This is a genomic window from Micromonospora sp. NBRC 101691 (assembly GCF_030269285.1).
GTDB classification, from domain to species: Bacteria; Actinomycetota; Actinomycetes; order Mycobacteriales; family Micromonosporaceae; genus Micromonospora; species Micromonospora echinospora.
Map to the genome: position 1 here is coordinate 1 of NZ_BSTB01000019.1, position 23,447 is coordinate 23,447.

Annotated in this window: 23 protein-coding genes; 12 read left to right on the forward strand and 11 right to left on the reverse strand. The window is 71.7% G+C overall.

All coding sequences use genetic code 11. The features are described from left to right. Both QSK20_RS32295 and QSK20_RS24610 read left to right on the forward strand, forming a co-directional pair. Positions 1-124 (forward strand): elongation factor 1-alpha C-terminal domain-related protein (locus tag QSK20_RS32295; protein WP_502889016.1); only part of this gene is annotated, 124 nt, incomplete at its 5' end. 387 nt (positions 125-511) lie between these two features. Next, positions 512-1,558, forward strand: coding sequence for a LacI family DNA-binding transcriptional regulator (locus tag QSK20_RS24610; RefSeq protein ID WP_285790985.1), 1,047 nt, complete (start codon positions 512-514; stop codon positions 1,556-1,558). Positions 1,559-1,700: 142 nt separating this feature from the next. Here the strand turns inward: QSK20_RS24610 and QSK20_RS24615 are convergent, their stop codons facing one another. The 5 genes from QSK20_RS24615 to QSK20_RS24635 are packed head-to-tail and all read right to left on the reverse strand — an operon-like array spanning position 1,701 to position 7,484. Further along, complete coding sequence (locus tag QSK20_RS24615) at positions 1,701-2,543, reverse strand: carbohydrate ABC transporter permease (RefSeq protein WP_145834199.1); 843 nt, start codon at positions 2,541-2,543, stop codon at positions 1,701-1,703. Next, on the reverse strand, positions 2,533-3,480 hold the full coding sequence (locus QSK20_RS24620) for a carbohydrate ABC transporter permease (protein ID WP_285790986.1): 948 nt from the start codon (positions 3,478-3,480) through the stop codon (positions 2,533-2,535). The genes QSK20_RS24615 and QSK20_RS24620 overlap by 11 nt, the downstream gene beginning before the upstream one ends. An 8-nt stretch (positions 3,481-3,488) precedes the next feature. After that, positions 3,489-4,772, reverse strand: a complete 1,284-nt coding sequence (locus tag QSK20_RS24625) for an ABC transporter substrate-binding protein (RefSeq protein ID WP_285790987.1) — start codon at positions 4,770-4,772, stop codon at positions 3,489-3,491. A gap of 27 nt (positions 4,773-4,799) precedes the next feature. After that, entirely contained in the window at positions 4,800-6,398 is a 1,599-nt protein-coding gene (locus QSK20_RS24630; RefSeq protein ID WP_285790988.1) for an FAD-dependent oxidoreductase, read from the reverse strand. Positions 6,399-6,437: 39 nt separating this feature from the next. Then, positions 6,438-7,484, reverse strand: coding sequence for a LacI family DNA-binding transcriptional regulator (locus tag QSK20_RS24635; RefSeq protein ID WP_285790989.1), 1,047 nt, complete (start codon positions 7,482-7,484; stop codon positions 6,438-6,440). A 662-nt stretch (positions 7,485-8,146) separates the two neighbouring features. On the opposite strand from QSK20_RS24635, the gene QSK20_RS24640 reads away from it, so the two are divergent. Both QSK20_RS24640 and QSK20_RS24645 read left to right on the forward strand, forming a co-directional pair. Beyond that, positions 8,147-11,101: a glycosyl hydrolase family 28-related protein gene (locus tag QSK20_RS24640; protein WP_285790990.1), complete on the forward strand. Its 2,955-nt coding sequence runs from the start codon at positions 8,147-8,149 to the stop codon at positions 11,099-11,101. Further along, positions 11,088-11,237, forward strand: coding sequence for a hypothetical protein (locus QSK20_RS24645; protein ID WP_285790991.1), 150 nt, complete (start codon positions 11,088-11,090; stop codon positions 11,235-11,237). The genes QSK20_RS24640 and QSK20_RS24645 overlap by 14 nt, the downstream gene beginning before the upstream one ends. Positions 11,238-11,289: 52 nt before the next feature. Here the strand turns inward: QSK20_RS24645 and galK are convergent, their stop codons facing one another. After that, on the reverse strand, positions 11,290-12,507 hold the full coding sequence (galK, locus tag QSK20_RS24650) for a galactokinase (protein WP_285790992.1): 1,218 nt from the start codon (positions 12,505-12,507) through the stop codon (positions 11,290-11,292). Beyond that, positions 12,504-13,433: a UDP-glucose 4-epimerase GalE gene (gene galE, locus QSK20_RS24655; protein ID WP_502889017.1), complete on the reverse strand. Its 930-nt coding sequence runs from the start codon at positions 13,431-13,433 to the stop codon at positions 12,504-12,506. Before galE ends, galK begins: the two co-directional genes overlap by 4 nt. A gap of 226 nt (positions 13,434-13,659) precedes the next feature. Here galE and QSK20_RS24660 point away from each other — a divergent pair, with 226 nt between their 5' ends. Genes QSK20_RS24660 through QSK20_RS24670 form a run of 3 tightly spaced genes read left to right on the forward strand, consistent with a single transcriptional unit; the run spans position 13,660 to position 16,432 of the window. Next, on the forward strand, positions 13,660-14,763 hold the full coding sequence (locus QSK20_RS24660; RefSeq protein ID WP_502889004.1) for a hemolysin family protein: 1,104 nt from the start codon (positions 13,660-13,662) through the stop codon (positions 14,761-14,763). A gap of 33 nt (positions 14,764-14,796) precedes the next feature. Beyond that, entirely contained in the window at positions 14,797-15,822 is a 1,026-nt protein-coding gene (gene trpS, locus QSK20_RS24665; protein ID WP_285790994.1) for a tryptophan--tRNA ligase, read from the forward strand. A 10-nt stretch (positions 15,823-15,832) separates the two neighbouring features. Then, positions 15,833-16,432, forward strand: a complete 600-nt coding sequence (locus tag QSK20_RS24670; protein ID WP_416901179.1) for a 2'-5' RNA ligase family protein — start codon at positions 15,833-15,835, stop codon at positions 16,430-16,432. A gap of 93 nt (positions 16,433-16,525) precedes the next feature. Here QSK20_RS24670 and QSK20_RS24675 read toward each other — a convergent pair whose 3' ends face one another. Continuing rightward, on the reverse strand, positions 16,526-16,780 hold the full coding sequence (locus QSK20_RS24675; protein WP_285790995.1) for a hypothetical protein: 255 nt from the start codon (positions 16,778-16,780) through the stop codon (positions 16,526-16,528). After that, on the reverse strand, positions 16,780-17,004 hold the full coding sequence (locus tag QSK20_RS24680) for a DivIVA domain-containing protein (RefSeq protein WP_285791112.1): 225 nt from the start codon (positions 17,002-17,004) through the stop codon (positions 16,780-16,782). The genes QSK20_RS24675 and QSK20_RS24680 overlap by 1 nt, the downstream gene beginning before the upstream one ends. Before the next feature lie 127 nt (positions 17,005-17,131). Between QSK20_RS24680 and QSK20_RS24685 the strand changes: the two genes are divergently transcribed. The 5 genes from QSK20_RS24685 (at position 17,132) to QSK20_RS24705 (ending at position 20,329) form a co-directional block, all read left to right on the forward strand. Next, complete coding sequence (locus QSK20_RS24685) at positions 17,132-17,647, forward strand: hypothetical protein (RefSeq protein ID WP_285790996.1); 516 nt, start codon at positions 17,132-17,134, stop codon at positions 17,645-17,647. Positions 17,648-17,682: 35 nt separating this feature from the next. Continuing rightward, the gene (locus tag QSK20_RS24690; protein WP_285790997.1) at positions 17,683-18,075 is read left to right on the forward strand and encodes a hypothetical protein; all 393 of its coding nucleotides are present in this window, start codon (positions 17,683-17,685) and stop codon (positions 18,073-18,075) included. Between the two features lie 55 nt (positions 18,076-18,130). Continuing rightward, positions 18,131-18,766, forward strand: a complete 636-nt coding sequence (locus QSK20_RS24695) for a hypothetical protein (protein ID WP_285790998.1) — start codon at positions 18,131-18,133, stop codon at positions 18,764-18,766. An 80-nt stretch (positions 18,767-18,846) separates the two neighbouring features. Beyond that, the gene (locus tag QSK20_RS24700) at positions 18,847-19,782 is read left to right on the forward strand and encodes a YihY/virulence factor BrkB family protein (RefSeq protein WP_285790999.1); all 936 of its coding nucleotides are present in this window, start codon (positions 18,847-18,849) and stop codon (positions 19,780-19,782) included. A gap of 103 nt (positions 19,783-19,885) precedes the next feature. Next, positions 19,886-20,329 (forward strand): hypothetical protein, encoded by a 444-nt coding sequence (locus QSK20_RS24705; protein ID WP_285791000.1) that lies wholly within the window; start codon positions 19,886-19,888, stop codon positions 20,327-20,329. A 199-nt stretch (positions 20,330-20,528) separates the two neighbouring features. Here the strand turns inward: QSK20_RS24705 and QSK20_RS24710 are convergent, their stop codons facing one another. Further along, entirely contained in the window at positions 20,529-22,172 is a 1,644-nt protein-coding gene (locus QSK20_RS24710) for a glycoside hydrolase family 13 protein (RefSeq protein ID WP_285791001.1), read from the reverse strand. Positions 22,173-22,346: 174 nt separating this feature from the next. Then, positions 22,347-23,432, reverse strand: coding sequence for a LacI family DNA-binding transcriptional regulator (locus QSK20_RS24715; RefSeq protein WP_285791002.1), 1,086 nt, complete (start codon positions 23,430-23,432; stop codon positions 22,347-22,349). Between the last annotated feature and the right edge of the window lie 15 nt (positions 23,433-23,447).

A 23,447-nucleotide genomic window follows, 5' to 3' on the forward strand; every position in this document is an offset into this window, starting at 1 on the left:
ACGCACCACGGTGCCGCTGCTCGCCGACGAGTACCGCCGTAACCGCACCACCGGCGGGTTCATCATCATCGACGAAGCCACCAACCGCACCGTCGCCGCCGCCATGATCGTCGAAACCACCTGAACCACCAGCACCCCGGATGATTGCAGGGGACCCCTCCTCACCAGAAAACGGTAGGAAGGGCCCCCTGCAACCACCCCAACCCCCACCCCGCTCCAGCCACCCCGCGTCACGTCATGCCACGGCCGTGACGGTGGTCGAGGGATGGACGCGTTTCGGGCGACCAGTGGTCATGCGCACTACTGTGGCATTTCCCGGCCGGTCCTGGTGCCGGTGCGTCCGGAGGAGTCCGGCTGCGGACGTAGCATGGGGTCGACCGATGACGACGCCGATCGCGGGGCGGTCCACCGCCGAGGCGATGCCATCGAGATCCTGCGGTCATGCGCATGACCGACACGCAGTCCGGAGCGGGCCACCGGTCACCGCCCGGGACACAGGAGGTGGAAGGCGATGGGACGTGGCACCGGGCGGGCAACCCAGGCTGACGTGGCCCGGCTCGCCGGGGTGAGCCAGGCCACCGTCTCGCTGATCCTGAACGGGGGCGAGAACGGCCGCCGCCGGGTGGGCGAGCAGGCCCGTCAGCGCGTGCTCGACGCCATCCGGATGACCGGCTACGTCGCCAACCCGGCCGCACAGCGCCTGGCCGGCGGCCGGACCCGGATCGTCGGCGTCTTCACCTACGAACCGGTCTTCCCGCGTGACAGTCGGGACTTCTACCATCCGTTCCTGATCGGGGTCGAGGCGCAGGCCGAGGCGCTCGGGTGTGACCTGCTGTTCTTCACCGGCACTCCGTCACCCCAGGGGGGTCAGCGGCTGCTCGGTGACGGCTCCCGTCGGCTGGGCATCGCCGACGGCTGCGTGCTGCTCGGCCGCTACGACGACAAGCGGGACCTCGCCGACCTGCTCGACCGGGACTTCCCGTTCGCGTTCATCGGCCGCCGGGAGTCGACCGCCGGCCCCGTCCCGTACGTCGGCGCGGACTACCGGACCGCGACCCGGGAGGTGGTCGAGAGGTTGTTCGCTCTCGGCCACGAGCGGGTCGGGTTTCTCGGCGACCTCCGTCGCGACGAGCCGTCAGTGGACCGCGCAGAGGGTTACCACCAGGCGGTGCGGGCCGCCGGGCGTCGCCCGGTCGTCCTCGACGGCACCGGGCTGTCCGGCGGGGAGGCGCTCGACCTGCTCGGCGACAACGGTCTCACCGCAGCGGTGATCTGGCCGTCCGGACTGGCGTCCGCGATCCGGGCGGCGGCGCTGGCCCGGGGGTTGTCGGTGCCCGGTGACCTGTCGCTGGCCCAGCTCGGGGACGCCGAGAGCGAGACGCCGGACGACGTCGAGTGGACCGGTTTCCGGATCCCCCGTGAGGAGATGGGCGCCGCCGCCGTACGACTCCTGTACGAGCAGTTGGTCAGCGCCACCCCCCTCACCGCCGACGCGCTCCAGCGGAGCCTGCCCTGCACGGTGCTGACCGGTACCACCGCCGGCCCGCCGAGGACGTGAGCTTCACCGGCAAGGCGAAGAACAAGGCGACGGTGTCCGCGCCGGGCTCCTCGTCCCGGCCCCCGTCGCGCTCCGCCGGTTGACCGGGTCGGGCCGGCGGGTCGTCACGGACCCGGTCCGACCCGGCCCGGGCCCGGCGGCGTCACCCCTTCAGACCGGTGTGCGCGAGGCCCTCCACGAACTGCTTCTGCGCGACCACGAAGACCACCAGCACGGGCAGGGCGGTCATCGAGGCGGCGGCGAGCTGGACGTTCCACATCGGACCGCCGTACGCGTCGACGAACTGGGTGAGTGCCTGCGGCAGGGTGAACTTCTCCGGTGAGGAGAGGAAGACGATGGGTTCGAGGTAGAGGTTCCAGCTGTGCAGGAAGGTGAAGATCGACACTGCGCCGAGGGCGGGCCGGGACAGGGGTAGGGCGATCTTCCAGAACGTGGCGAACCGGCCCAGCCCGTCCATCCGGGCCGCCTCCTCCAGTTCGCCGGGAAGGGCGAGGAAGAACTGCCGCATGATGAACGTCGCCAGCACGCTGGGCGCCCCGAGGATCGGCACCAGGATGAGGGGCCAGTGGGTGTCGACCAGGCCCAGCTTGAAGAACATCTGGAACAGCGGGACGATGGTGACCTCGCTCGGGATGAGCAGGCCGGCGAGGACGACCAGGAACAGCAGGTTCTGACCACGGAACCGGATCCGGGCGAAGGCGTACCCGGCCAGCGCGGACACGGCCAGGGTGCCGACGGTGACCACCAGGGCGATGTAGAGGCTGTTCAGGTACTGCTGCCCGAACGGCTGCAACTCGAACACCCGTTGATAGGCGTCGAACTTCGGGTTGACCGGTAGGAGTTGTGGCGGGAAGGCGAAGATGTCCGCGATCGGCTTGAGCGAGGACGTGACCATCCACCAGGTCGGGAAGACGAACGGGATCGCCAGGACCATCAGCGCCGCGTAGAGCGCCAGTTTCGTTCGGCGCGACAGCTCACGATTCATGGTGGACCCACCTTTTGCGCATCTGCCACTGGAGCACGGTGAGGGCGAGGACGATGGCGAACAGGACGATCGACAGGGTCGCGCCGTAGCCGAAGTGGTGGAACTGGAACGCCTGCTGGTAGAGGTAGTAGACGAGGACCGTGGTGGAGGTGCCCGGTCCGCCCTGGGTGAGCACCGCGATCTGCGCGAAGACCTGGAGCGAGCCGACCACCGTGATGATCGAGGTGAGCAGGATGGTCGGGCTGATCATCGGTACGGTGATCCGCCAGAACTGACGCAGCCGGCTGGCGCCGTCCACCTCGGCGGCCTCGTACAACTCGCCGGGTACGCCCTGGAGCGCGGCGAGGAAGAGCACCATGTTCAGGCCGACGTTCTTGAACACCTGCACCACGATGACGGAGATCATGGCGGTGGTCTCGCCGCGCAGCCAGTTCGGCCCGTCCACGCCGATGGTGTCGAGCAGACCGTTGACGCCACCGTTGTCCTGGAGCAGGAAGCCCCACACGATGGTCCAGGCGACCAGCGAGACGACCACGGGTGAGAAGAACAGGGTGCGGAACAGGACGGTCCCGCGGAACTTCTGGTTGAGCAGGACGGCGAGCAGCAGCGCCAGGCCGAGGTTGAACACCACCAGCCCGATCGAGAAGAGGCCGGTGGCACGGAGGACCGCCCCGAGGTTGGCGTCGTCGGCGAGGGCCTGGTAGTTGTCGGCGCCGACGAAGTCGAACGTGCCGGCCAGCACGTTCCACTCGTGCAGGCTGTACCAGACCACGAGGATCAGCGGCAGGATCACGAAGACGGCGCTGCCGAACATCTGCGGCGCGATGAACAGGTAACCGGTGAGCTGGTCGCGGCGGCGGGAGGTCCAGTACGGCCGCGCCCCGCCCGGGGCGGGCCGGGCGTCGGCCCGACCCACCCTGGTGTCCGTACGGGTCATGATTCGCCTTACTTCGCCAGCAGCGGCTGGATCTTGGTGCAGACGCCTTCCAGGACCGCCTTGACGTCCGCGTCGGGCTTCCACAGCGGGTCGAGTCCGGCGCGTACCTGCTGGCTCAGTTCGGCCTGGCCGGCGTGACTGGGCTTGACCACTCCGGTGCTGATGCCGTCGATGACGACCTTCTGCAACTGCTCCGGCTTGAGCTGGGGGTTCGACTTGGCCAGCGTCTCGGCGTTGAGCAGGGACTGCCGCGGCGGCGGGAAGAACTGGGAGAGCTTCGCCGAGTTGGTGGGGTTGGTGAAGAAGGCGAGGAAGTCGGCGGCCTTGTCGGCGTTCTTGCTCTGCTTCAGCACCCCGATGCCGGCCTGGCCGACCACGGCGTAGTTGCCCTTCGGACCGGCCGGCAGCGGGACCAGGTCCCAGGCGAAGCCGTCCGGCTTGAGCAGCGACGCGCGGGAGATCTGGGTGACCGTCATGGCCGCGTCCCCGGCGAAGAAGTCGGCGGTGGTGCCCGGGCCGGGCAGCGCCTTGGCGGTGAAGATCGCCTTGTGCAGCGTGGTCATCGCGTCGACCATCTCCGGCGCGGCGAAGCCGCAGGACTTGCCGTCGGCGCTCCACGCCTGGGCGCCCCAACCGGTCCAGAAGGTGGAGAGGTTGTCCCAGCCCTTGTAGTCGAAGTCGCGGACCACCAGGCCGGCCTTGCCGGTCGCGCCCGCGGTGGCCGCGGCGGACGCCAACGCGGTGTCCCAGTTCCACTGTCCGGCGGCGATCAGTTCGGCCGGGGTCTTCTGACCGGCCTTCTTGACCAGGTCGTTGTTGACGAAGACAGCGAACGGAGAGGTGGAGAACGGGTACGCGTACAGCTTCGCGTCGTCCTGCCAGAGCTTGAGGGTGGCCGGCGAGAGGTCGTCGTACTGGTAGCCGTCGGCCTTCTTGAGCGTGTCGTCCAGCGGCAGCAGCGCGCCGGAGGAGACGAAGTCGGGGGCGGAGTTCTCCAGCACCCACGCCAGGTCGGGGGCGTTCCCGCCGGCGATCTGGGTGGTCAGGGTGGTGGTGTAGTTCTCGAACGGCAGCGGGTCGAAGGTGATGCCGGTGACGTCCGGGTTGGCCTTCTTGTATTCGTCGGCGATCTCGTTGAACAGCTTGAGGTGCGCCTCGTTGGCGCTCCAGATGGTCATCCGCAGGTTGGCCGGGCCGCTCTCCTCGGCCTGGTCACCGCCACCGCAGGCGGTCAGCGCGAGCACGCCGGCCAGAGCGACGGCGGCACCGCGCAGGCCCTTTCCTGTTCTCATGATGTTTCTCCTCAACCGGGGGTGGTGTCAGTAGCCCGCGATCTGCGGCCAGCGCAGTTCCACGCCGGCCGCGGTGATGCGGTCGGAGAAGTCGGCCAGCAGACGGGGGGTGTTGCGGACCGCGCGCGGGGACTCGCCCCGCGCCAGACAGAAGTCGGCGAGCAGACCGGCGACCTCGCCGACGTTCCACTCGACCGGGTGCAGCCGGTAGCTGCCGTTGGTGACGTGGGTGGTGCCGATGTTCTTGCCGGCAGGCAGCAGGTTCTCCATCCGCTGCGGGATCAGCGCGCCGAGCGGGATCTCGAACGGGCAGGAGCCGACGTCGATGTAGTTGTCGCCACCGGTGGACGGGTGCAGGTCGATGCGGTACATCCCCACGCCGACCGAGTCCGGGTAGTTGACCGCGCCGTGCGCGCCACGTACCGCCAGGGAGAGGTCCTGCTCGACCACCGTGTACTCGGCCCGGATCCGGCGTGACTCCCGGATGTAGGGCGCCTGCGCCAGGCCGTCCCGGCTGCCGGTGATGTCGCCGCGGAGCCGCAGGCCGGGGAAGCCGGTGCCACCGTCCGGCCGGGGCGCCTCGGTCTGCAACCAGTAGAGGACCGAGAACGACAGTTCGCGCGCCTTCGACAGGTGCCAGGACGCGTTCGGCACGTCGATGACCGGACCCTCGAAGTAGTCGATCATCGGCCAGTTGACCAGCGTGATGTCGCTGGCGTACGTGCCCTCGGTGAAGTTGCGCCGGGCGGCGATCCGCCGGAACGTCCAGAGGTTGCCGTCACCGGCGTTGAGCCGCTGGTCGGCGTTGACCAGCAGCGGGTCGTCGTCCGGGTTCGGCGTGAAGCTCCGTTCGAGGATCTCCAGCGTGCGCGGGTTCGGCGACCGCCAGGAGAGCAGCCGGTCACCCCAGAAGTCCGGCTTGTAGTCCCGCCAGAAGTCGTACCCGGCCGGGCGGTCGATGGTGTGGTCGCCGTCGACGTGGTCGAGGGCGAAGCAGACCGAGACGGCCTGCATGTTCATCGGCTGCGCCTGCGCCGGCGCGCTCGGCTCACCGGTCTCGGTCTGCGCCTCGAAGCCGGTGACGTACTCGGTGCCGGAGAGCGGCAGCAGCTCACCGGTCTCCGTGGCGTCCAGGACGTACGGGGCGACGAGGTCGATCCGGTCGTCGTCCCGGTCGCGGTGCGCCACGGTCACCCCGACCACCCGGTCCCCGTCGGTCTCCGTCGCGACCGGCCGGTACGGCTGGAGGACGGTCAACCGGCCGGAGCCGCGGTAGGGCGCCAGCATCGCCTCGATGACCGCGACGGCGACCCGGGGCTCGTGGCAGAGCCGACTGACCCAACCGGCCCCGGGGTTCAGGTCACCCCAGGCACGGGACCGCTCGGTCAACGGGTAGTACCGACGGTAGTAGTCCCGGACGCCGGTGCGCAGGGCCCGGTAACTGGCCGTGGCGCCGAACTGCTCGATCCAGGAGTGCTCGTCCGGCGGGACGGCCTGGCTGGTGAGTTGCCCGCCGAGCCAGTCGAACTCCTCGGTCAGGATGACGGACCGGCCAGCCCGGGCGGCGGCCAGCGCCGCCGCCACCCCGCCCAACCCGCCGCCGACGACGAGGACGTCCGCACGCATCTGTACCACTTGCTTCCTTCCAGTTTCACGGTCACCGCTTCAGCTGCGGTCGACCGCCGGATTCGGGGGGCCGAGGGTCTCGCCCTCGACGAGTTCGCAGGGAAGGAGTCGTTGGTGGACGCCGTTGGCGCCGCCGTCGACCAGGTCGGCCAGCATCCGCACGGCCTGGCGGCCCATCTCCTCCCGGGGGATGTGGAACCCGGTGAACGCGACGTCGCTGGGTACCGCGACGGTCGGGTCGCCGAGGGTCACGATGGAGAGATCGCCGGGAACGGCCAGTCCGCGCCGGCGGGCGGCCAGTTCCAGCGCCACCGCGTAGGCGAAGTCCTCCACGAAGACGATGGTGGCCCGGTCGGCGTGCAGGTCGTCGAGGAGCGTGTCGGGCTCCTGCCCGGTGCCGGGGACGTGTCGGGCACTCTCCGCGCCGGTGGCGTGTTCCCGGAAACCGCGGTACCGGTCGGCGGACGATTCGGCGTCCAGCCCGACGCTCAGGTAGGCGAGGCGCCGGTGTCCGTGGGCCAGGGACATCCTGACCAGCTGTCCCACCGCCTCGGCGTAGTCGGCTCCGACGTACGGCACCGGGCCACCGGCGTCGTCCCGGCGGCCGACGGCGACGTACGGGAAGCCGTCCGCGTTCAGGCGACGCAGCTCCGTGCCGTCGATCTCCCGGCCGAGCAGGATGCACCCGTCGGCCAGGCGGAGCCGGTTGTCCTGGTGGAAGACCCGACGCCGACCGTCGACGACCGGCGCGCTGGTGAAGAGCAGCAGGTCGCAGCCGACCCGCTCGGCGTACTCCTCGATGCCGAGCAGGAACGGGTGGTAGAAGTCCCGGGTACCGCTGGGAAAGGCCGGCTCGTAGGTGAAGACACCGATGATCCGGTTGAACCGGGAGGCCAACCGGCGGGCCACCGGGTCGGCGACGTAGCCGGTGTCGGCGATCGCCTGGAGCACCCGCTCCCGGGTCTCCGGGGCGATCCGTACGTCGGCGTCGGACCGGTTGTTGAGCACCAGCGAGACGGTCGCCTGGCTCACACCGGCCAGGCGGGCGATGTCACGCTGGGTGACACGTCTCGATGCAGAGGTCACGGGGTTGACCTTTCATGGGGGAGCTAATACGCATTAGCGGGGTGCTGGAGGGAGCTTCGCCCCTCGGCTGAGCCGCTGTCAAGAGTCGGCCGTTAACTTGCCCGAAACCAAAGCCTCTAGCTAATACGGATTAGTGCGCCACGGAAGCCGGCCGGCACCGGCCCTGGGCGGTGACGCCGTCGATCGCAGCACCGGTGGTCACTCGCCGTGACCGGAGCTCCTGCTCGCCGTTGAGTGGTGGAGGCCTGCGCGGACCGGTCGCGGACCACCTCGTCCGGTCGGTGACCGATGGGCGCGGAAGATCCCGGGTCGAACTGGTGTCGCGTGGCCGGGCGGCGACGTTTCCGTCGTCCGCCCCGCTCCCGAGTCGTCGCCTTGACCTGTCATGCGCATGACCACGCGGTCGCACGGTGACGTTCCAGGAGCGGGTTTCCTGCATGTTGCGGGGTCGTCGCCGGAAAGTCAATGTCCTAACCAGACAGGTGTGATCTGGCCCCGCCCTTGACACCCCGCAGTCCGGAAAGCAAGGTGGTAATGCGCATGACCACCTGGTCGCCGACCCAGCCCCGAGGGGCAGGAAGGCCTCACTGATGACCGAACCTCCATCCCCACGGGCAACCGGCCGCCGAGGTGGCCGGACGGGTCTCCTGGCGGGTCTCCTCGTGACCGCTGTGGCCCTGGTTCCGGCGATCGTCACCGGCCCGACCGCCGTCGCGTCACCGGCCGGCGTGACCTCCGCCGCCGCGCCGCCCGACTCGGCGCCGGCCGGTGCCTCGGTCTACCGGACCATGCCGACCGATCCCACCGCGGTCGTCCTCGGCAGCGCGCAGTTTCCGGTGCACGGCGACGGCGTCGGCGACGACACCGCGTCGGTGCAGGCGGCCATCGACGAAGCCTCCCGCCGTGGCGGCGAGAACGGCCTGGGCAACATCGTCGGCGGGGCCCGTGGCGTCACCGTCGGCGACGGCGGCGGTGTGGTCTTCGTGCCCGAGGGGCGTTACCGGTTGTCCCGCCGGGTCGACCTGCACGCCTCGGTGCGGCTGATCGGCTTCGGGGCGAAGCGTCCCGAGTTCCACCTCGGCGAGTCGACCCCCGGTTTCCAGGAGGGCAACCAGTCCTTCCTGTTCGTCGCCACCCGCCGGCCGTACCAGCCGGGAACCACGCCGACGTTCGGCAACAACGACACCTTCGGCACCGGACTGGTCAACCTGGACATCCGCATCGGCCCGGGCAACCCGGCCGCCGTCGCGGTGCGGTTCAGCGGCGCGCAGATGTTCGTCCTCCAGGATCTCGACATCCAGGTCGGCGACGGGTACGCCGGCATCGACCACAACGCCAACCTGATCCAGCGGGTCCGGGTCGACGGTGGCGCGGTCGGCCTGCTGGCGTACGCCGCCTCCCCCGGCTGGCAGACGACCCTGCTCGACACCACCTTCACCGGCCAGCGCGAGGCCGCGATCAGGCTGCACACCGACAGCAAGCTCAGCCTGATCCGTAACCGGTTCGTCGGCGCGCCCGCCGGCATCGTCGCCAACCCCGGCCAGACCCAGCGTCTCTACGTCCAGGACTCCGTCTTCGAGAACATCGCCGGGCCGGCGATCACCCTCAACGACAACGAGGCCATCCCGGGCGGGGCCGAGCCGGACCTGATCCGCGGCCAGAACCAGCTCAACGTGGTGAACACCGGCGTGGCCGGGGCCGGCGCGCTGCTGACCACCGTGCCCAGCGGACGTACCTGGGCCGGTCCCGGTACGTCGTACCTGGTCCGGGACGCGACGCTCGGCCTGCGCGTGCACGACGCGCTCGGGGACGACGAGCGACGCCAGGCCGGGGTGGTGGTCTCGGCCGTGCCCGCCGCGGCACCGAGCTTCAAGCGACTGCTCACCTCGGACGTCCCGCTGCCTCCGGTTACCGACGGTTGGGTGAACCTGGCCGAGTACGCCGCGACCCGTGGCGTCACCGTCGGCACCGGCACCAGCGACGACCACGCCATCTTCCAGCAGGCCATCGACAGGTACGACACGGTGTACGTGCCGATGGGCGAGTACCTGATCGGAGACACCCTGCGGCTGCGTCCGCAGAGCAACCTGATCGGCCTGCACCCCCGGCAGACCTGGCTGAAACTGCCCGACCGCTCACCCGCGTTCAGCGACCCGGACCGGCCGAAGGCGATGATCGAGACCCCGCGCGGGGGGACGAACCACGTCACCGGCCTCGGCCTCGACTCCGCCCAGCAGACCCCGGGCGCGGTGCAGGTGCTCTGGCGGTCCGGCGCGCGCAGCCACCTCGCCGACACCGCGACCCAGTTCGTCAAGTGGCACCCCGAGCAGACCCGCCCCGGTGACCCGAGCGCCGGCGACCCCGGCTACCAGTACCGGGGCCGGCACAAGTACAACTTCTGGGTGCAGGGCGGTGGCGGCACCTTCGTCAACCTGTGGAGCGTCGCCGGCTGGGCCGACAACGGTTTCCTCGTCGAGGACACCTCGGTCCGGGGCCGGGTGTACGAGGTCTCCGTCGAACACCACGAGCACCGTGAGGTCGTGCTGCGCCGGGTGCGCAACTGGGAGTTCCACGCCCTGCAGACCGAGGACCACATCTACGGCTGGCGGTCGCAGGCCGTCGAGTTGGACGACGTGCACGACGTGCTCTTCGGCAACACGGTCTTCTTCCGCGTCGCCACCGTGCTCGGGCCCTACCCGTACGCCGTCGGGATACGGAACAGCAGCGGCATCGTGATTCGTGGCACCCGTGGCTACCGTCCGGACAACACGGCGAACACCCGCTGGGGCGCCACCATCGCCGACGTGGTGACCGGACGCACCGTCCCCGAACTTGAGGTGGCCTACCTCGGGGTGGGCGTACCGAAGGAGGCGCCCGAGCCGGCCGGCGTGTACGCCGCGCCGGACGACCCGGGGATCAGTGTCGTACCCGGACACTCGGGCAGCTCCACCGTGCGGCTGCGCAACGACGGTCCGGGGACGCTCACCCGCCTCGCGGTCGGCGTCCGGGCCCCGACCGGGTGGCAGGCGCGGGCCGCGCTCGACACGTCCACGCTGCGCGCCGGTGGCACCGCCACCGCCACGGTCGACGTGCGGCTGCCCGGGGACGCGGAGGGCGACGGCGTCGTGGCGGTGACCCTGACCTACACCCGGGCCGGGCAGCGGCACGAGGTCCCGCTGACCCTGGCGGTCCGGGTCGGCGGCGAGAACCTGGCGGTGGGCGCCACGGTGACGGCCAGTTCGACGCTCTCCACGAACGTCGCCGGCAACGCCGTCGACGGGAACCACACCGGCGGCCGGTGGATCTCCGGCTCGGCCGACCCGTCCCCGACGCTCACCGTCGACCTGGGGCAACCGGCGGACCTGCACCGGCTCGTCCTCTACAGCGGGGTGGCCGGCTCGGACAGCCTCCGGGTCCGGGCCTTCCGGGTCGACGGCCTGGTGGGCGGGGTCTGGACGCCGATCGGAACCGTGGCGGGGAACTCCGCCAGCCCGGTCCGGCTCGATCTGGCCGACGCGCCACGCGGCATCCAGCAGGTACGTCTGTCGTTCACCGAACCCAGTCCGACCGACGGGCTGGCCCGCGTCTTCGAGGTGGAGATCCATGGCACCCGGTGACCCGTGGACGTCCGACCGGACCAGCCGGCGGACGTTCGGCCGGGGCCTCCTGGCCGCCACCGCGGCGACCGTGGCCGGCCCGGCGTTCGCGGCCGGATCGGCCCGCGCGGGACGGCCGGCGGTCGCCCGACCGTGACACGTCGGTCGCGGGAGGGACGCCGACCGGCGTCCCTTCCGCGACCGGCGGCTCAGAGCCGGGCGGCGCCCGGGGCGGGCCGCACCCGGACGTGCCCCGGCGCGGCGAAGCCGCGCTCGGCGTACGCGGCCGTGACGGCGGTGGCGACCGCGTCGACCGAGGTCGCCTCCACCAGCGCCAGGACGCAGCCGCCGAAGCCGCCGCCGGTCATCCGGGCGCCGAGCGCCCCGGCGGCCAGCGCCGTCTCGACCGCGAGGTCGATCTCCGGCACGGTGATCTCGAGGTCGTCCCGCATGGACACGTGCGAGGCGGTCAGCAGCGGCCCGATCTCGCCTACCCGGCCGGCGCGGAGCAACGCGACGGTGTCGAGGACCCGCTGGTCCTCGGTCACCACGTGCCGCACCCGCCGACGGGTCTCGTCGTCACCGAGCCGTTCCAGCGCGGTCGCCAGCCCGTCGGTGGGCACGTCCCGCAGGGCGGGCACCCCGAGCAGTCCGGCCGCCCGCTCACAGGACCTCCGGCGGGCCGCGTACTCGCCGTCGGCGTGCCGGTGCGGGGCCCGGCTGTCGACGACCAGCATGGCCAGACCGGCGGCGTCGAGGTCGAACGGGATGTGCTCGACCTCCTCGGTGCGGCAGTCGAGGAAGAGGGCGTGCCCGGCCCGGCAACGGATCACCGCGGACTGGTCCATGATCCCGGTCGGCGCGCCGACGTAGGCGTTCTCGGCGCGCTGGGCGAGCCGGGGCCGCTGATCGGCGGGCAGGTCCAGCCCGCCGAGGTCGACCAGGGCGGCCAGCACCGCGGCCTCCAGCGCGGCCGACGAGGACAGGCCGGAGCCGAGCGGTACGTCACTGGCGACGGCGAGCCGTGCGCCCGGCACGGCGTGGCCGGCCTCGCGCAGCGCCCAGACCACCCCGGCGACGTACGCCCCCCAGCCGGTCACCCGGCCCGGGGCGAGGTCGTCCACGGTGAACCGCACCGCTTCGTCGGTGAGTTCCGAGCAGACCGTCCAGACCCCGTCGGGCTCCGGGGCGGCGGCCACCACCGTCCGCAGGGACAGCGCGAAGGGGAGCACGAAACCGTCGTTGTAGTCGGTGTGTTCACCGATCAGGTTGGCCCGCCCGGGAGCCGCCCAGCGGCCGGCCGGCTCGGCGGCGTACCGCTGCCGGAAGCCGGCGGTGGCGCGGTCGGCGACGTCACCGGGGGCGACGCGGGCCGGGACCTCACCGGGGGCGTGCTCGGCGACCTCACCGGTGGGACGCCCGGTCACGGCCGCTCCAGGACGTGCGCGCGGTAGAACGCCCAGGCGTCGCCGACCATGTCGCGCAGGGTCGGCTTCTCGGGCGTCCAGCCGAGTTCCGCGCGGGCCAGCCGGGACGAGGCGACCAGCTCGGCCGGGTCACCTTCGCGGCGCGGGGCGATCTCGACCGGGACGGGGTGCCCGGTGACCTCGCGCACCACCTCGACGACCTGCCGGTTGGTGAAGCCGTTGCCGTTGCCGAGGTTGTAGATCCGGTGCTGGCCGGGGGTCGCCGCGTCCAGCGCGAGCAGGTGGGCGCGGGCGAGGTCCTCGACGTGGATGTAGTCGCGCACGCAGGTGCCGTCGACGGTGGGGTAGTCGTCCCCGAAGAGCTGGAGCTTCTCCCGGCGTCCGGCGGCGACGTCCAGCGCGATCGGGATCAGGTGGGTCTCCGGGTCGTGCCGCTCGCCGATGGCCTGCCCGCCGCGCAGGTACGCCCCGGCGACGTTGAAGTAGCGCAGCGAGACCGCCGCCAGGTCGTGTCCGACCGCCTCGGAGGTGAGCGCCATGTCGACGGCGAGCTTGGTCGCGCCGTACGTGTTGGTGGGGGCCTTGACCGCCGTCTCCGGGATGGGCAGCTCGACCGGGTTGCCGTAGACCGCGGCGGTGGAGGAGAAGACCAGGCGCGGCACCCCGGCGGCGCGGACGGCGTCGATCAGCGCCAGCGAGCCGACGGTGTTGGTGTGCCAGTACAGCTCCGGCCGCACCATGGACTCACCGGCGGCGATCAACGCGGCGAAGTGCAGCACCCCGTCGAATCCGGCCTGTGGGGTGAGCACGGCGGCGGCCTCGTGCACCGGGGCCTCGACGTGGGTCGCCTCGGGGGCGAGCGCCGCCCGGTGACCGGTGCGCAGGTCGTCGAGGACGACCACCTCGTGACCGGCGTCCAGCAGCATCCGGGTCACCACGCTGCCGATGTAGCCGGCCCCACCGGTGACGAGCAGTTTCACGTCGGCCCCCTCCTGACCGGCCACCTGTGGCGGCCGTCCCGTAGCTCACCCTACGGCCGCCGTTCGTAGCCGACGCGGCCCACCGCCGGGATATTCCACCATAACCTGTCAGGATCGAACAGAGTCAAACACGGGGGATCCACCGAGGGCTCCGGTGTCTAACATCTCCGGTATGCGGGAGACGGGCGGTTCCCGGCCCCGGCGGCGACGGCCGGGGCAGTCACGACGATCCGGGCGGCCACGGCCCGAACCCGGCCCGGTGGCCCGGGCCGTGGCCGAGATCGTGGTCCGCGCCGCCGACGGCGCGACCCGACTGGTGACCCACCTGCTGGGCGCGGGCCCCGCCGCCGGGCGGGAACGGATCAGCGAGGCGGACCTGCGTGACCTGGTCGCCGCGAACACCGTCCTCGACGCGGACGAGCGCCGGATCATCGACGAGGTGCTGGTGGCCGGGGCGAGCCTGGTCCGCGAGGTGATGATGCCCCGCACCGAGGTGGTCTTCCTCTCGGCGCGGCTCACCGTCGCCGAGGCCGCCGAACTGGCCCGCACCGCGACGCACACCCGTTACCCGGTGGTCGACGGCACCCACGACGACGTGGTCGGCTTCGTGCACCTGCGCGACCTGCTGCTCCGGCCCGACCCGGATCCGGAGCCCCGGGCCACCGTCGGCGAGCTGACCCGCGAGGTGAAGCGCCTTCCCGGCAGCAAGCGGGTGCTGGCGGCGCTGACCGAGATGCGCCGGGAACGGCACCACCTCGCGGTGGTGGTCGACGAGTACGGCGGCACCGCCGGCATCGTCACCCTGGAGGACCTGATCGAGGAGCTGATCGGGGAGATCCACGACGAGTACGACACCGACCCCGACCCGGTGCACGCCGGCCTTCCCGCCGTGGTGGACGGCCGGCTGAACCTCGCCGACTTCGCCGAGCGCACCGGGGTGGTGCTGCCCGTCGGTCCGTACGAGACGGTCGGCGGACACGTGATGGCGGCCCTGGGCCGACTGCCGGTCGTCGGCGACGAGGTGTCGGTGGCCGCCGAGTCCGGGGAGCAGCCGGCCGGTGGCGCGAACCGTCCCCCGACCGGTGGAACAGGACAAAACGTCACGGAACCGACTCCGGCGGCCGGTTGGTCGCTGCGGGTGCTCGCGCTGGAGGGACGCCGGGTGGCCCAGGTGGCGGTCGCCGTGGCCCGCCCCGCCGAACCACGCCGCCCGCCTCCGGCCAGCCCCGTCCCAGCGGCTGCCGTGGCGGCGAAGCCGAACGCCGGCCCGTCATGACGTACGTCGGGTGTTACTGACAGAATTGCCGGCATGTCCGACGTGCCTGCCCGCCCCCGCGTCCTCTCCGGCATCCAGCCGACGGCCGACTCGTTCCACCTCGGCAACTACCTGGGCGCGGTCCGGCACTGGGTGGCCCTCCAGGACACCCACGACGCCTTCTACTGTGTCGTCGACCTGCACGCCATCACCGCCGGGCATGACGCGAAGACGCTGCGCCAGCGCAGCCGGACGGCCGCCGCACAGCTGCTCGCCGTCGGGCTGGACCCGGAGCGCTGCGCGCTGTTCGTCCAGTCCCAGGTGCCCGAGCACGCCCAGCTGGCCTGGATCCTCTCCTGCGTCACCGGGTTCGGCGAGGCCAGCCGGATGACCCAGTTCAAGGACAAGTCGCAGAAGCAGGGCAGCGACCGGGCCAGCGTGGGTCTCTTCACGTACCCGATCCTCCAGGCCGCCGACATCCTGCTCTACCAGGCGGACGCGGTGCCGGTCGGCGAGGACCAGCGTCAGCACCTGGAACTCACCCGGGACCTGGCCCAGCGCTTCAACACCACCTTCGGCCGGACGTTCACCGTGCCGGCGGCGCACATCGTCCGGGACACCGCGAAGATCACCGACCTCCAGGACCCGACCGCGAAGATGTCGAAGTCGTCGTCCTCCCCGGCCGGCATCATCAACCTCCTGGAGGAGCCGGCCCGCTCGGCCAAGAAGATCCGCTCGGCGGTCACCGACACCGGCCGCGAGATCGTCTTCGACGCCGAGGCCAAGCCGGGCATCGCCAACCTGCTGACCATCTACTCCGCGCTGACCGGCCGGAGCATCGACGACCTGGTCGCCGCGTACGCCGGCAAGGGTTACGGCGACCTCAAGAAGGACCTCGGCGAGGTGGTGGTGGAGTTCGTCCGGCCGGTGCAGGAGCGCACCCGCAGCTACCTGGACGACCCGGCCCAGCTCGACAAGCTGCTCGCGCAGGGGGCCGAGAAGGCCCGCGCGGTCGCGGCCCGGACGCTCGCGACCACATACGAGCGGGTCGGGTTCTTCCCGCCGGTACGCGTCGGGTGACGTCGGTGCCATGACGTCGACGGTGGACGGGTCAGCGACCGGAGGGATGGCGCGGGGCGTGGATCGCAGGGGCGCAACGGCAGGCACGGCCGCGACCACCCAGATCGGCGTGGCGGTCGACATTCCGGAACCGTGGGGTTCGCTCCTCACCCGTCGGCGGGCGGAGGCGGGTGACCCGCTGGCGGCCCACATCCCCGCGCACGTGACACTCCTCGGGCCCACCGAGATCCCGGTCGACGCGATGCCGGTCGTCGAGGCGCACCTGGCCGCGGTGGCCGCCGCGCACCTGCCGTTCAGCCTGCACCTGCGGGGCACCGGCACCTTCCGCCCGGTGACCCAGGTGGTCTTCGTCGCGGTGGCCGCCGGGATCAGCGAGTGTGAACTGCTCGCCGAGGCGATCAGCGCCGCCCCCGAGCTGCACCGGGAGACCCGCTTCCCGTACCACCCGCACGTGACGGTCGCCCAGGACGTCGCGCCGGAGTCGCTGGACCGGGTCTATGAGGACCTGGCCGACTTCTCCGCCATCTTCGAGGTGGAGGCCTTCACCCTCTTCTCGCACTCCGGGCAGATCCGTTGGCAACCCCGCCGCGACTTCCGGCTGGGCCCCTGAACCGGCGCGCTGTCGTGGGCGGTGTTGTGAATCTTGGACAGTTTCCGTCGTATGTCAGCGGAAACTGTCCAAGATTGCGTGCTCCCGGTTCCGTCAGCGCGGGGTGAGGCGGCGGGTGCAGGGTCCGTCGTGGCGGACGCGGAGCAGGCAGCGCCGGCCGTCCGGCATCCTCGCGTCACAGAAGACCCGATGCCGTACGCCCTGCTCGTCCTCATGGGAGACGGTGGTCTCGCCCGGGTCGGTGTACGGCAGGACGCGCGCCCAGCGGGCGAGGACCCGGGCGAGGCGGACCGCACCGGGCAGGTCGCTGGCGATCACCGGCAGTTGGATGACGAAGCGCTCGGGCATCAGCGGTAACTCTGCTCGTTGACCCGGGGCGCGTACTGCGACTGCCACCGCCGCAGCGCCTCCTTGACCCGGTTGGTCTCCTGTTGGCTGTGGTGCAGCAGCTCGTAAGTGGTGGCCAGGTCGTCGGCGACCCGGTCGAGGAAGTCGTGCACCTCGTCCGGGTCAAGCCCACGCCGCCACCAATGTGCCAGCGAGAACCTGGCCGCAACACAACGCCGGGCGATGACTGAACGAGTCGCACCATCCAGATCCCCCGCCCTGTCCAGATTCTGACTGTGTTAACTCTTCAAGCATCGAAACCTGTTAATCGGCTGCTCGGATCGTAGGGGGCACCCCACACGAGGAGGCAGCATGAAACGGCACACCGCCCCGCTCTGCCTGGCCCTCGCGGCGATCCTCACGCTCGTCACCCTGGCCACCGCAGCCCCGGCCCACGCCGCAGCCCCCACCCCCGCGAAGCCCGAGGTGGTTATGCACCCCGACGGCTCCTGGGAGATTCGCGACCCCGCTAACGTCGCCTACCCCGTCTCCTACTGCAAGGGCACCACACACGGCCCCAAGATGATCTCCACTCTCACCTTGGAGTTCGGCGGCCAGCAGACCTGCGACAACTCCGGGGACTGGCCCCACCGCATCGTGGTCGAGCTCCAGAGCACCTGCCCCGACATCTGGTGCCTAATCTTCCAGGCCGAGGGCGAGCTGGACTCCCGCTGGACGATGGGTCGCGTCACCAGCACGACCGGCGGCCAGGGCTGCGACAACACCGACCGCAGGAAATACCGGCTGGTGGTCGAGGTGTACGCCCGAGGCATTCACCTCGACACCGTCGTCGGCACCAATGAGCCCATCCTCGCCTGCTCGATGTAACCAGTGCGGGCCCAGCGGCCGGCTAGGGTCGCACCATGACGGTCATGGAGCCCCGGATCCTGCGCCGGCCGGAGATCCTCGGCCGCCGTGACGGATTGATCCTCCTGCACAACGGCATCATCGACGGCCCGCACGGGCTGATGATGGTGGTCGACGTCCTCGAAGAGCCGGGGTCCGGAGCCCTCCGGACCCCGGCTTGGAGAGAGCCGGGTCTTCCGTCCCCCCTGGCCGTGACCGCTGCCGGACCGGACGGAGACCCCGTCTACCCCAAGATCCTCCGAGGCGACGGCGGTCGCGGCTACTACCGCATGATCGTGACCTTCGGCCTCTACGGCAGGCCGACCCGGATCGCCCCCGAGGGCGCCCAGATCACCGTCACCCTCGACCCTCCTGGCCTGACATCCACGATCGCCGTCGCAGGGCCGTAGGGTCCGCGACCGGCAAGACGGCCCGCGCGGCGGGGGCCTGGTCCTCGGCGGCCAGGTGCAGCAGGTACGCCTGGCGCAGAAGAGGGCGTACGTGCCGGCAGGTGCCGAGGGGTCCGGTGACGTCCACGATCCGAGCAGCCCGTCCGCAACTGTCGTCATCTTCCGAGTCGTCGACGACCGCGCCGACTACCTGGTCCTCGCAGACTCCGTTCTCGTCGTCGAGCCCGACGAGGGCACGCCCCTCGTCATCACCGACGACCGCGAAGCGGGAATCGGCCGCCGCTTCCGGGCAGCCATGGATGCCGCAGTCAACGACACACCGGAGCATCACCGGGCCCGCCGCGAATACGTCGAGGCCATGCGCGGCCACCGGAACCAGTCCGGCGGATTCTGGGTCGCCGCCGACGATCCCCGGGCGGCTGCCCAGGCGCTGACCGGGAGCATGCCCAGCCATGGAATCGCGTCCGTGGCCCTGCTGAGTGACGGAGCCAGCCGACTCGTCGACCGGTTCCGGCTCGCGGACTGGCCCGGAGCGCTCGCGCTACTCGCCACGGCCGGGCCGGCGGAAATCATCCGGCGGGTTCGCGACGCGGAGACCAGCGACCCGCACGGCGCGAGATGGCCACGCGGGAAGACCTTCGACGACGCCACCCTCGCCTACTGCGTCGGACTCGACGGAGCGGTGCGGTGACGGAATCCGGGACGGGGCCGGTGCCCCGGCTGTCCGGTGTCGGGCAGGCGGTGGGGCGGCGGATCGGCGAGGATGCTCGCGTGAACGTGTTCGGGCGGATCGAGGCCGGAGCCAACCGGCGGATCACGTCGGCGCGCCGACGGTCCCGGCTGTTCGACCACGTCTGGCGGGCCGGGGTGCGCTACAACGACGTGCTCGCCGGACGGCTCGCCGCGGCCATCGCCTACTACGGGTTCTTCGCGGCCTTCGCCCTCGCCCTGATCGGGTACGCGGTCTTCGGGGCGGTCGTCGAGGACAACGACGAGGTCAGTGAGGCGGCGGCCGACTTCCTCCGGGAGAACCTGCCCTTCCTCGACCCGGTGCAGATCGCCGACAGCAGCGGCCGGGTCGGCGTGATCGGCCTGGTCCTCCTGGCCCTCACCGGCATCGGCTGGGTCGAGGCGATCCGTTCCTCGCAGCGGCTGATCTACGGCCTCAACGAGCAGCCGGGCAACCTGGTGGTCCGCCGTCTGGTGGACCTCGGCATCCTGGTCGCGCTCTTCGTGCTGCTCGGGGTGTCGGTGGCCGCCGTCGACGCGCTGGAGTCCCTGTTGCGCTGGTTGCTGCGCAGCACCGGCTCGGTCGGGCTGACCACGGTGAGCGCGCTGCTCAGCGTCGTGGTCAACCTGGTGCTGGCCAGCGCCTTCCTGGTGCTGGTGCCCCGGCTGCGGATGAGTCGCCGTCGGCTGCGGCCGGTGGTGCTGGTGGTCGCCGTCGGCATCACCCTGCTCAACACGGTCGGCCGGTACTACGTGGTCCGGACCGAGCGGAACCCGGCGTACACGGTGGTGGCCGGCGCGGTCGGGCTGCTGCTCTACCTCTACCTGCTCAACCAGCTGGTGCTCTTCGGCGCGGCGCTCGCCGCGACCAGCCGGACCGGGCGGGTGCTCGACATGGCGGACGGCGCCCGTCCGGTCGCCCCGGTCGGCGACCCGGCACCGGATCCCCCGGAGCGTCCCGCTCCCGCGACCGGCTGACGTGCGCGGAAACCGGATCGTCCCGCCCCGCGACCGGCTGACCTGCGCGGAAATTAGCGTGAATCCGGCTCGCCATCCCACGCCGGGGGACCATGATGGGCGCGTGGGCGCACTCGTGACGTTGGACCTGCCGGACGACTCGCCGATGCTCGGCCTGCCGTGGATCATCACGTTCGGCCCGCTGGGCGACGTCGAGGAGTGGGAGCCGGTGGTCTGCGGGCCGTACGAGCGCCCGCACGCGCTGGCCCTGGCCGAGTCGGTGGTCGCCGACGAGCAGTTGATGGCGGTGGTCGAGCCGCTGCTGCCGGCGGTCTCCGCCGACGAGATCCGGGGCGAGATCACCTCGGCGCGGATCGCCGCCGAGGACGAGACCGCCGAGGTCGAGGAGGCCGACCTGTACGGCGACTTCGAGGACACCATCGACGAGGAACTGGAGGAGGCGGCGGCCCGGGAGCCGCACGGCGAGCCGCGCACCCCGCCGACCGAGGAGCAGTTGCGGGCCGGGTTCCGGCGGATCGCCGCCCGGCTGACCAGCCCCGCGGACTGAAGCGCCGCGATCAGGAGGCCCGGACGAACGCCGGCCAGCCCTGCGGACTGAAGCTCCCCGACCGGGAGGCCCGGACGAACACCGGCGCCCCGGGGAACGTGCCCCGGGGCGCCGGTGCCCTCACCCCCCACCACAAGGGGTCGTCAGCCCCAGTCGCCCGCCGGCGCGGAGCACGGCGAACGACCAGGTGAGATCAGGTCTACCCGACCAGGGGCCGTTCGAACCACACCGCGGCGTCGATCGGCAGGAGATGCCCGTCACCCTCGCCGGTCAGCGGCGCGCTGGCCACCAGCGGAGTGCCGTACCCGCTGATCCGCGCCGGGGCGCCGCTGAGGTTGACCACGCAGGTCAGCTCGACGTCGCCGGCCGAGCGGCTGAACGCCAGCACGCCGGGGGCGGTCTCCCGCCAGGTGATCCCGCCGTCGCCGAGGGCCAACGCCGGGTGGTCGCGCCGGATCCGCAGCGCGGTGCGGTACAGCTCCAGGGTCGAGTCGGGCACCCCGGTCTGGGCGGCGACCGAGAGGGCGGCCCAGGTGGCGGGGGCCGGCAGCCAGCTCAGTTCGCTGCCGGCCGGGCCGAAGCCGTACGGGGCGAGCTGGCCGCTCCACGGGATCGGCACCCGGCAGCCGTCCCGGCTCTCCCCGGTGCGCAGGAACGACGGGTCCTGTCGCAGCTCGTCCGGGAGGTCGAGCACCTCCGGCAGGCCCAGTTCCTCGCCCTGGTAGATGTACGCGCAGCCGGGCAGGGCGAGCATCAGCAGGGTGGCGGCGCGGGCCCGGCGCAGGCCGACCTCGCCGTCGCCGTAGCGGGTGACGTGCCGCTTCTTGTCGTGGTTGGAGAGCACCCAGGTGGTGGGCGCGCCGACGATGGTCGACTCGGCCAGGGCGGTGTCGACGACCTTGCGGAACGAGTCGGCCGACCAGGTCGCGTCGAGGAAGTCGAAGCTGAACGCCTGGTGCAGCTCGTCCGGGCCGATGTAGCGGGCGAGTCGCTGCGGGGTCTCCGCCCACGCCTCGGCCACCGCCATCCGGCCGCCCGGGTAGCTGTCCAGGATCGGCCGCCAGGACCGGTAGATGTCGTGCACCTCGTCCTGGTCGAAGTAGGGGAGCCGCCCCTTGCCGAGCAGCTCCACCTGCCGCTGGCCGGTGGTCATGGTGCTGAACCCGACGTCCGGCAGCCCCTCCTGCTTGATCATGCCGTGGGCCACGTCGATCCGGAATCCGTCCACGCCCCGGTCGAGCCAGAACCGCAGAATGTCCTCGAACTCGGCGCGGACCTCGGGGTGCCGCCAGTTCAGGTCGGGCTGGGCCGGGTCGAACAGGTGCAGGTACCACTGGCCGTCGGCGACCCGGGTCCAGGCCGGACCCCCGAAGATGCTCTCCCAGTCGTTGGGGGGCTCCTCGCCGGTCGCGCCCCGGCCGTCGGCGAAGAGGTACCGCTCCCGCTCCGGGGAGCCGGGGCCGGCGGCGAGGGCGGCCTGGAACCAGACGTGCGCGTCGGAGGTGTGGTTCGGCACCAGGTCCACGATGATCCGCAGGCCGAGGGCGTGCGCGTCGTTGATCATGTTGTCGAAGTCGGTCAGGTTGCCGAACATCGGGTCGACGTCGCGGTAGTCGGCCACGTCGTAGCCGCCGTCGACCATCGGGGAGGTGTAGAAGGGGGTCAGCCAGAGCGCGTCCACGCCCAGGTCCCGCAGGTAGGGCAGGCGTTCCCGGATGCCCTGGAGATCGCCCACGCCGTCGGCGTTGGAGTCGGCGAAACTGCGGACGTAGACCTGGTAGACGACCGCAGAGCGCCACCAGTCGAGGTCGGTGGCGGACGGCGTCGGGTGGGTGGCGGTCACGGTGGCGTACCCCGTTCTGTGGCGCGGGACGGCGACGCACCGCACGGAGTCGGTGCGGGCGCGGTTGTGGGTGCAGAATGCCGGCCCGGCGCTGCAAGAGTCAAGCAGGACTTGCGCAAGAAATGTCGCGGGTTGCCGTCATCCGCCGGCGCGCGCCGGCCCCGGGCGGTCCCCTCAGGCGGGTACGGCCAGCGCCGGGGGCACCGGACGCTGGCGGGCCGGGGGCGGCCCGGGTCGGGTCGCGTCGGCCGGGGCGACCGCGGTGGAGCCCCGGACCACGAGTTCCGGGCGGAAGAGGTACTCCGAGTGCGGGGCACCGTGCCCGTTGATCTCGTCGACCAGGGCCCGCACGGCGGCGACCGACATCGCCACCACCGGCTGCCGCATCGTGGTCAACGGCGGGTCGGTGAAGGCCATCAGGGGGGAGTCGTCGTACCCGACCACGGAGAGGTCCGCCGGGACGGAGAGCCCGCGCTGCCGGGCGGCCCGGATCGCGCCCAGCGCCATCAGGTCGGAGCCGCAGACGATGCCGGTCACGCCCCGGTCGAGCAGCCGGGTGGCGGCGGCCTCGCCGCCCTCCACGCCGAAGAGGGAGAGCTCGGCCAGCGGCTCCAGCTCGGTGTCGTCCAGGTCGACCAGACGCCGCATGGCGGCCTTGTAGCCGGCGACCCGGCGTTGCACGGGCACGAACCGGTCCGGGCCGGTGATCAGGCCGATCCGCCGGTGCCCGAGGGCGACCAGGTGCGCCACGGCCAGCTCGGTGGCCTCCCGGTCGTCGCAGGAGACGAAGGGCGCCGCGATGCCCGGCGCCCACCCGTTGATCATCACGATCGGCAGCGGACGGCCGATCAGGGCACGGTACCGGTCGTGGTTGGCGGCGGTGTCGGCGTGCAGGCCGGAGACGAAGACGATCCCGGAGACCTGCCGGTCCAGCAGCATCTCGACGTACTCGTCCTCGGTGACCCCGCCGGGGGTCTGGGTGCACAGCACCGGGGTGAACCCGCTCTGCGCCAGCGTCGACTCGATGGTCTGCGCGAAGGCGGGGAAGATGGGGTTGTCCAGCTCGGGCACGACCAGGCCGACGAGTCCGGCGCTGCGCTTGCGCAGCCGGGCGGGACGCTCGTAACCGAGCACGTCGAGGGCGGTCAGCACGGCCTGCCGGGTCTCGGGGGCCACGCCGGGGCGGTCGTTGAGCACCCGCGACACCGTGGCCTCGCTGACTTCGGCCTGTTGGGCGATGTCGGACAGTCGAGCGCGCATGGGCCGCACTCTAGC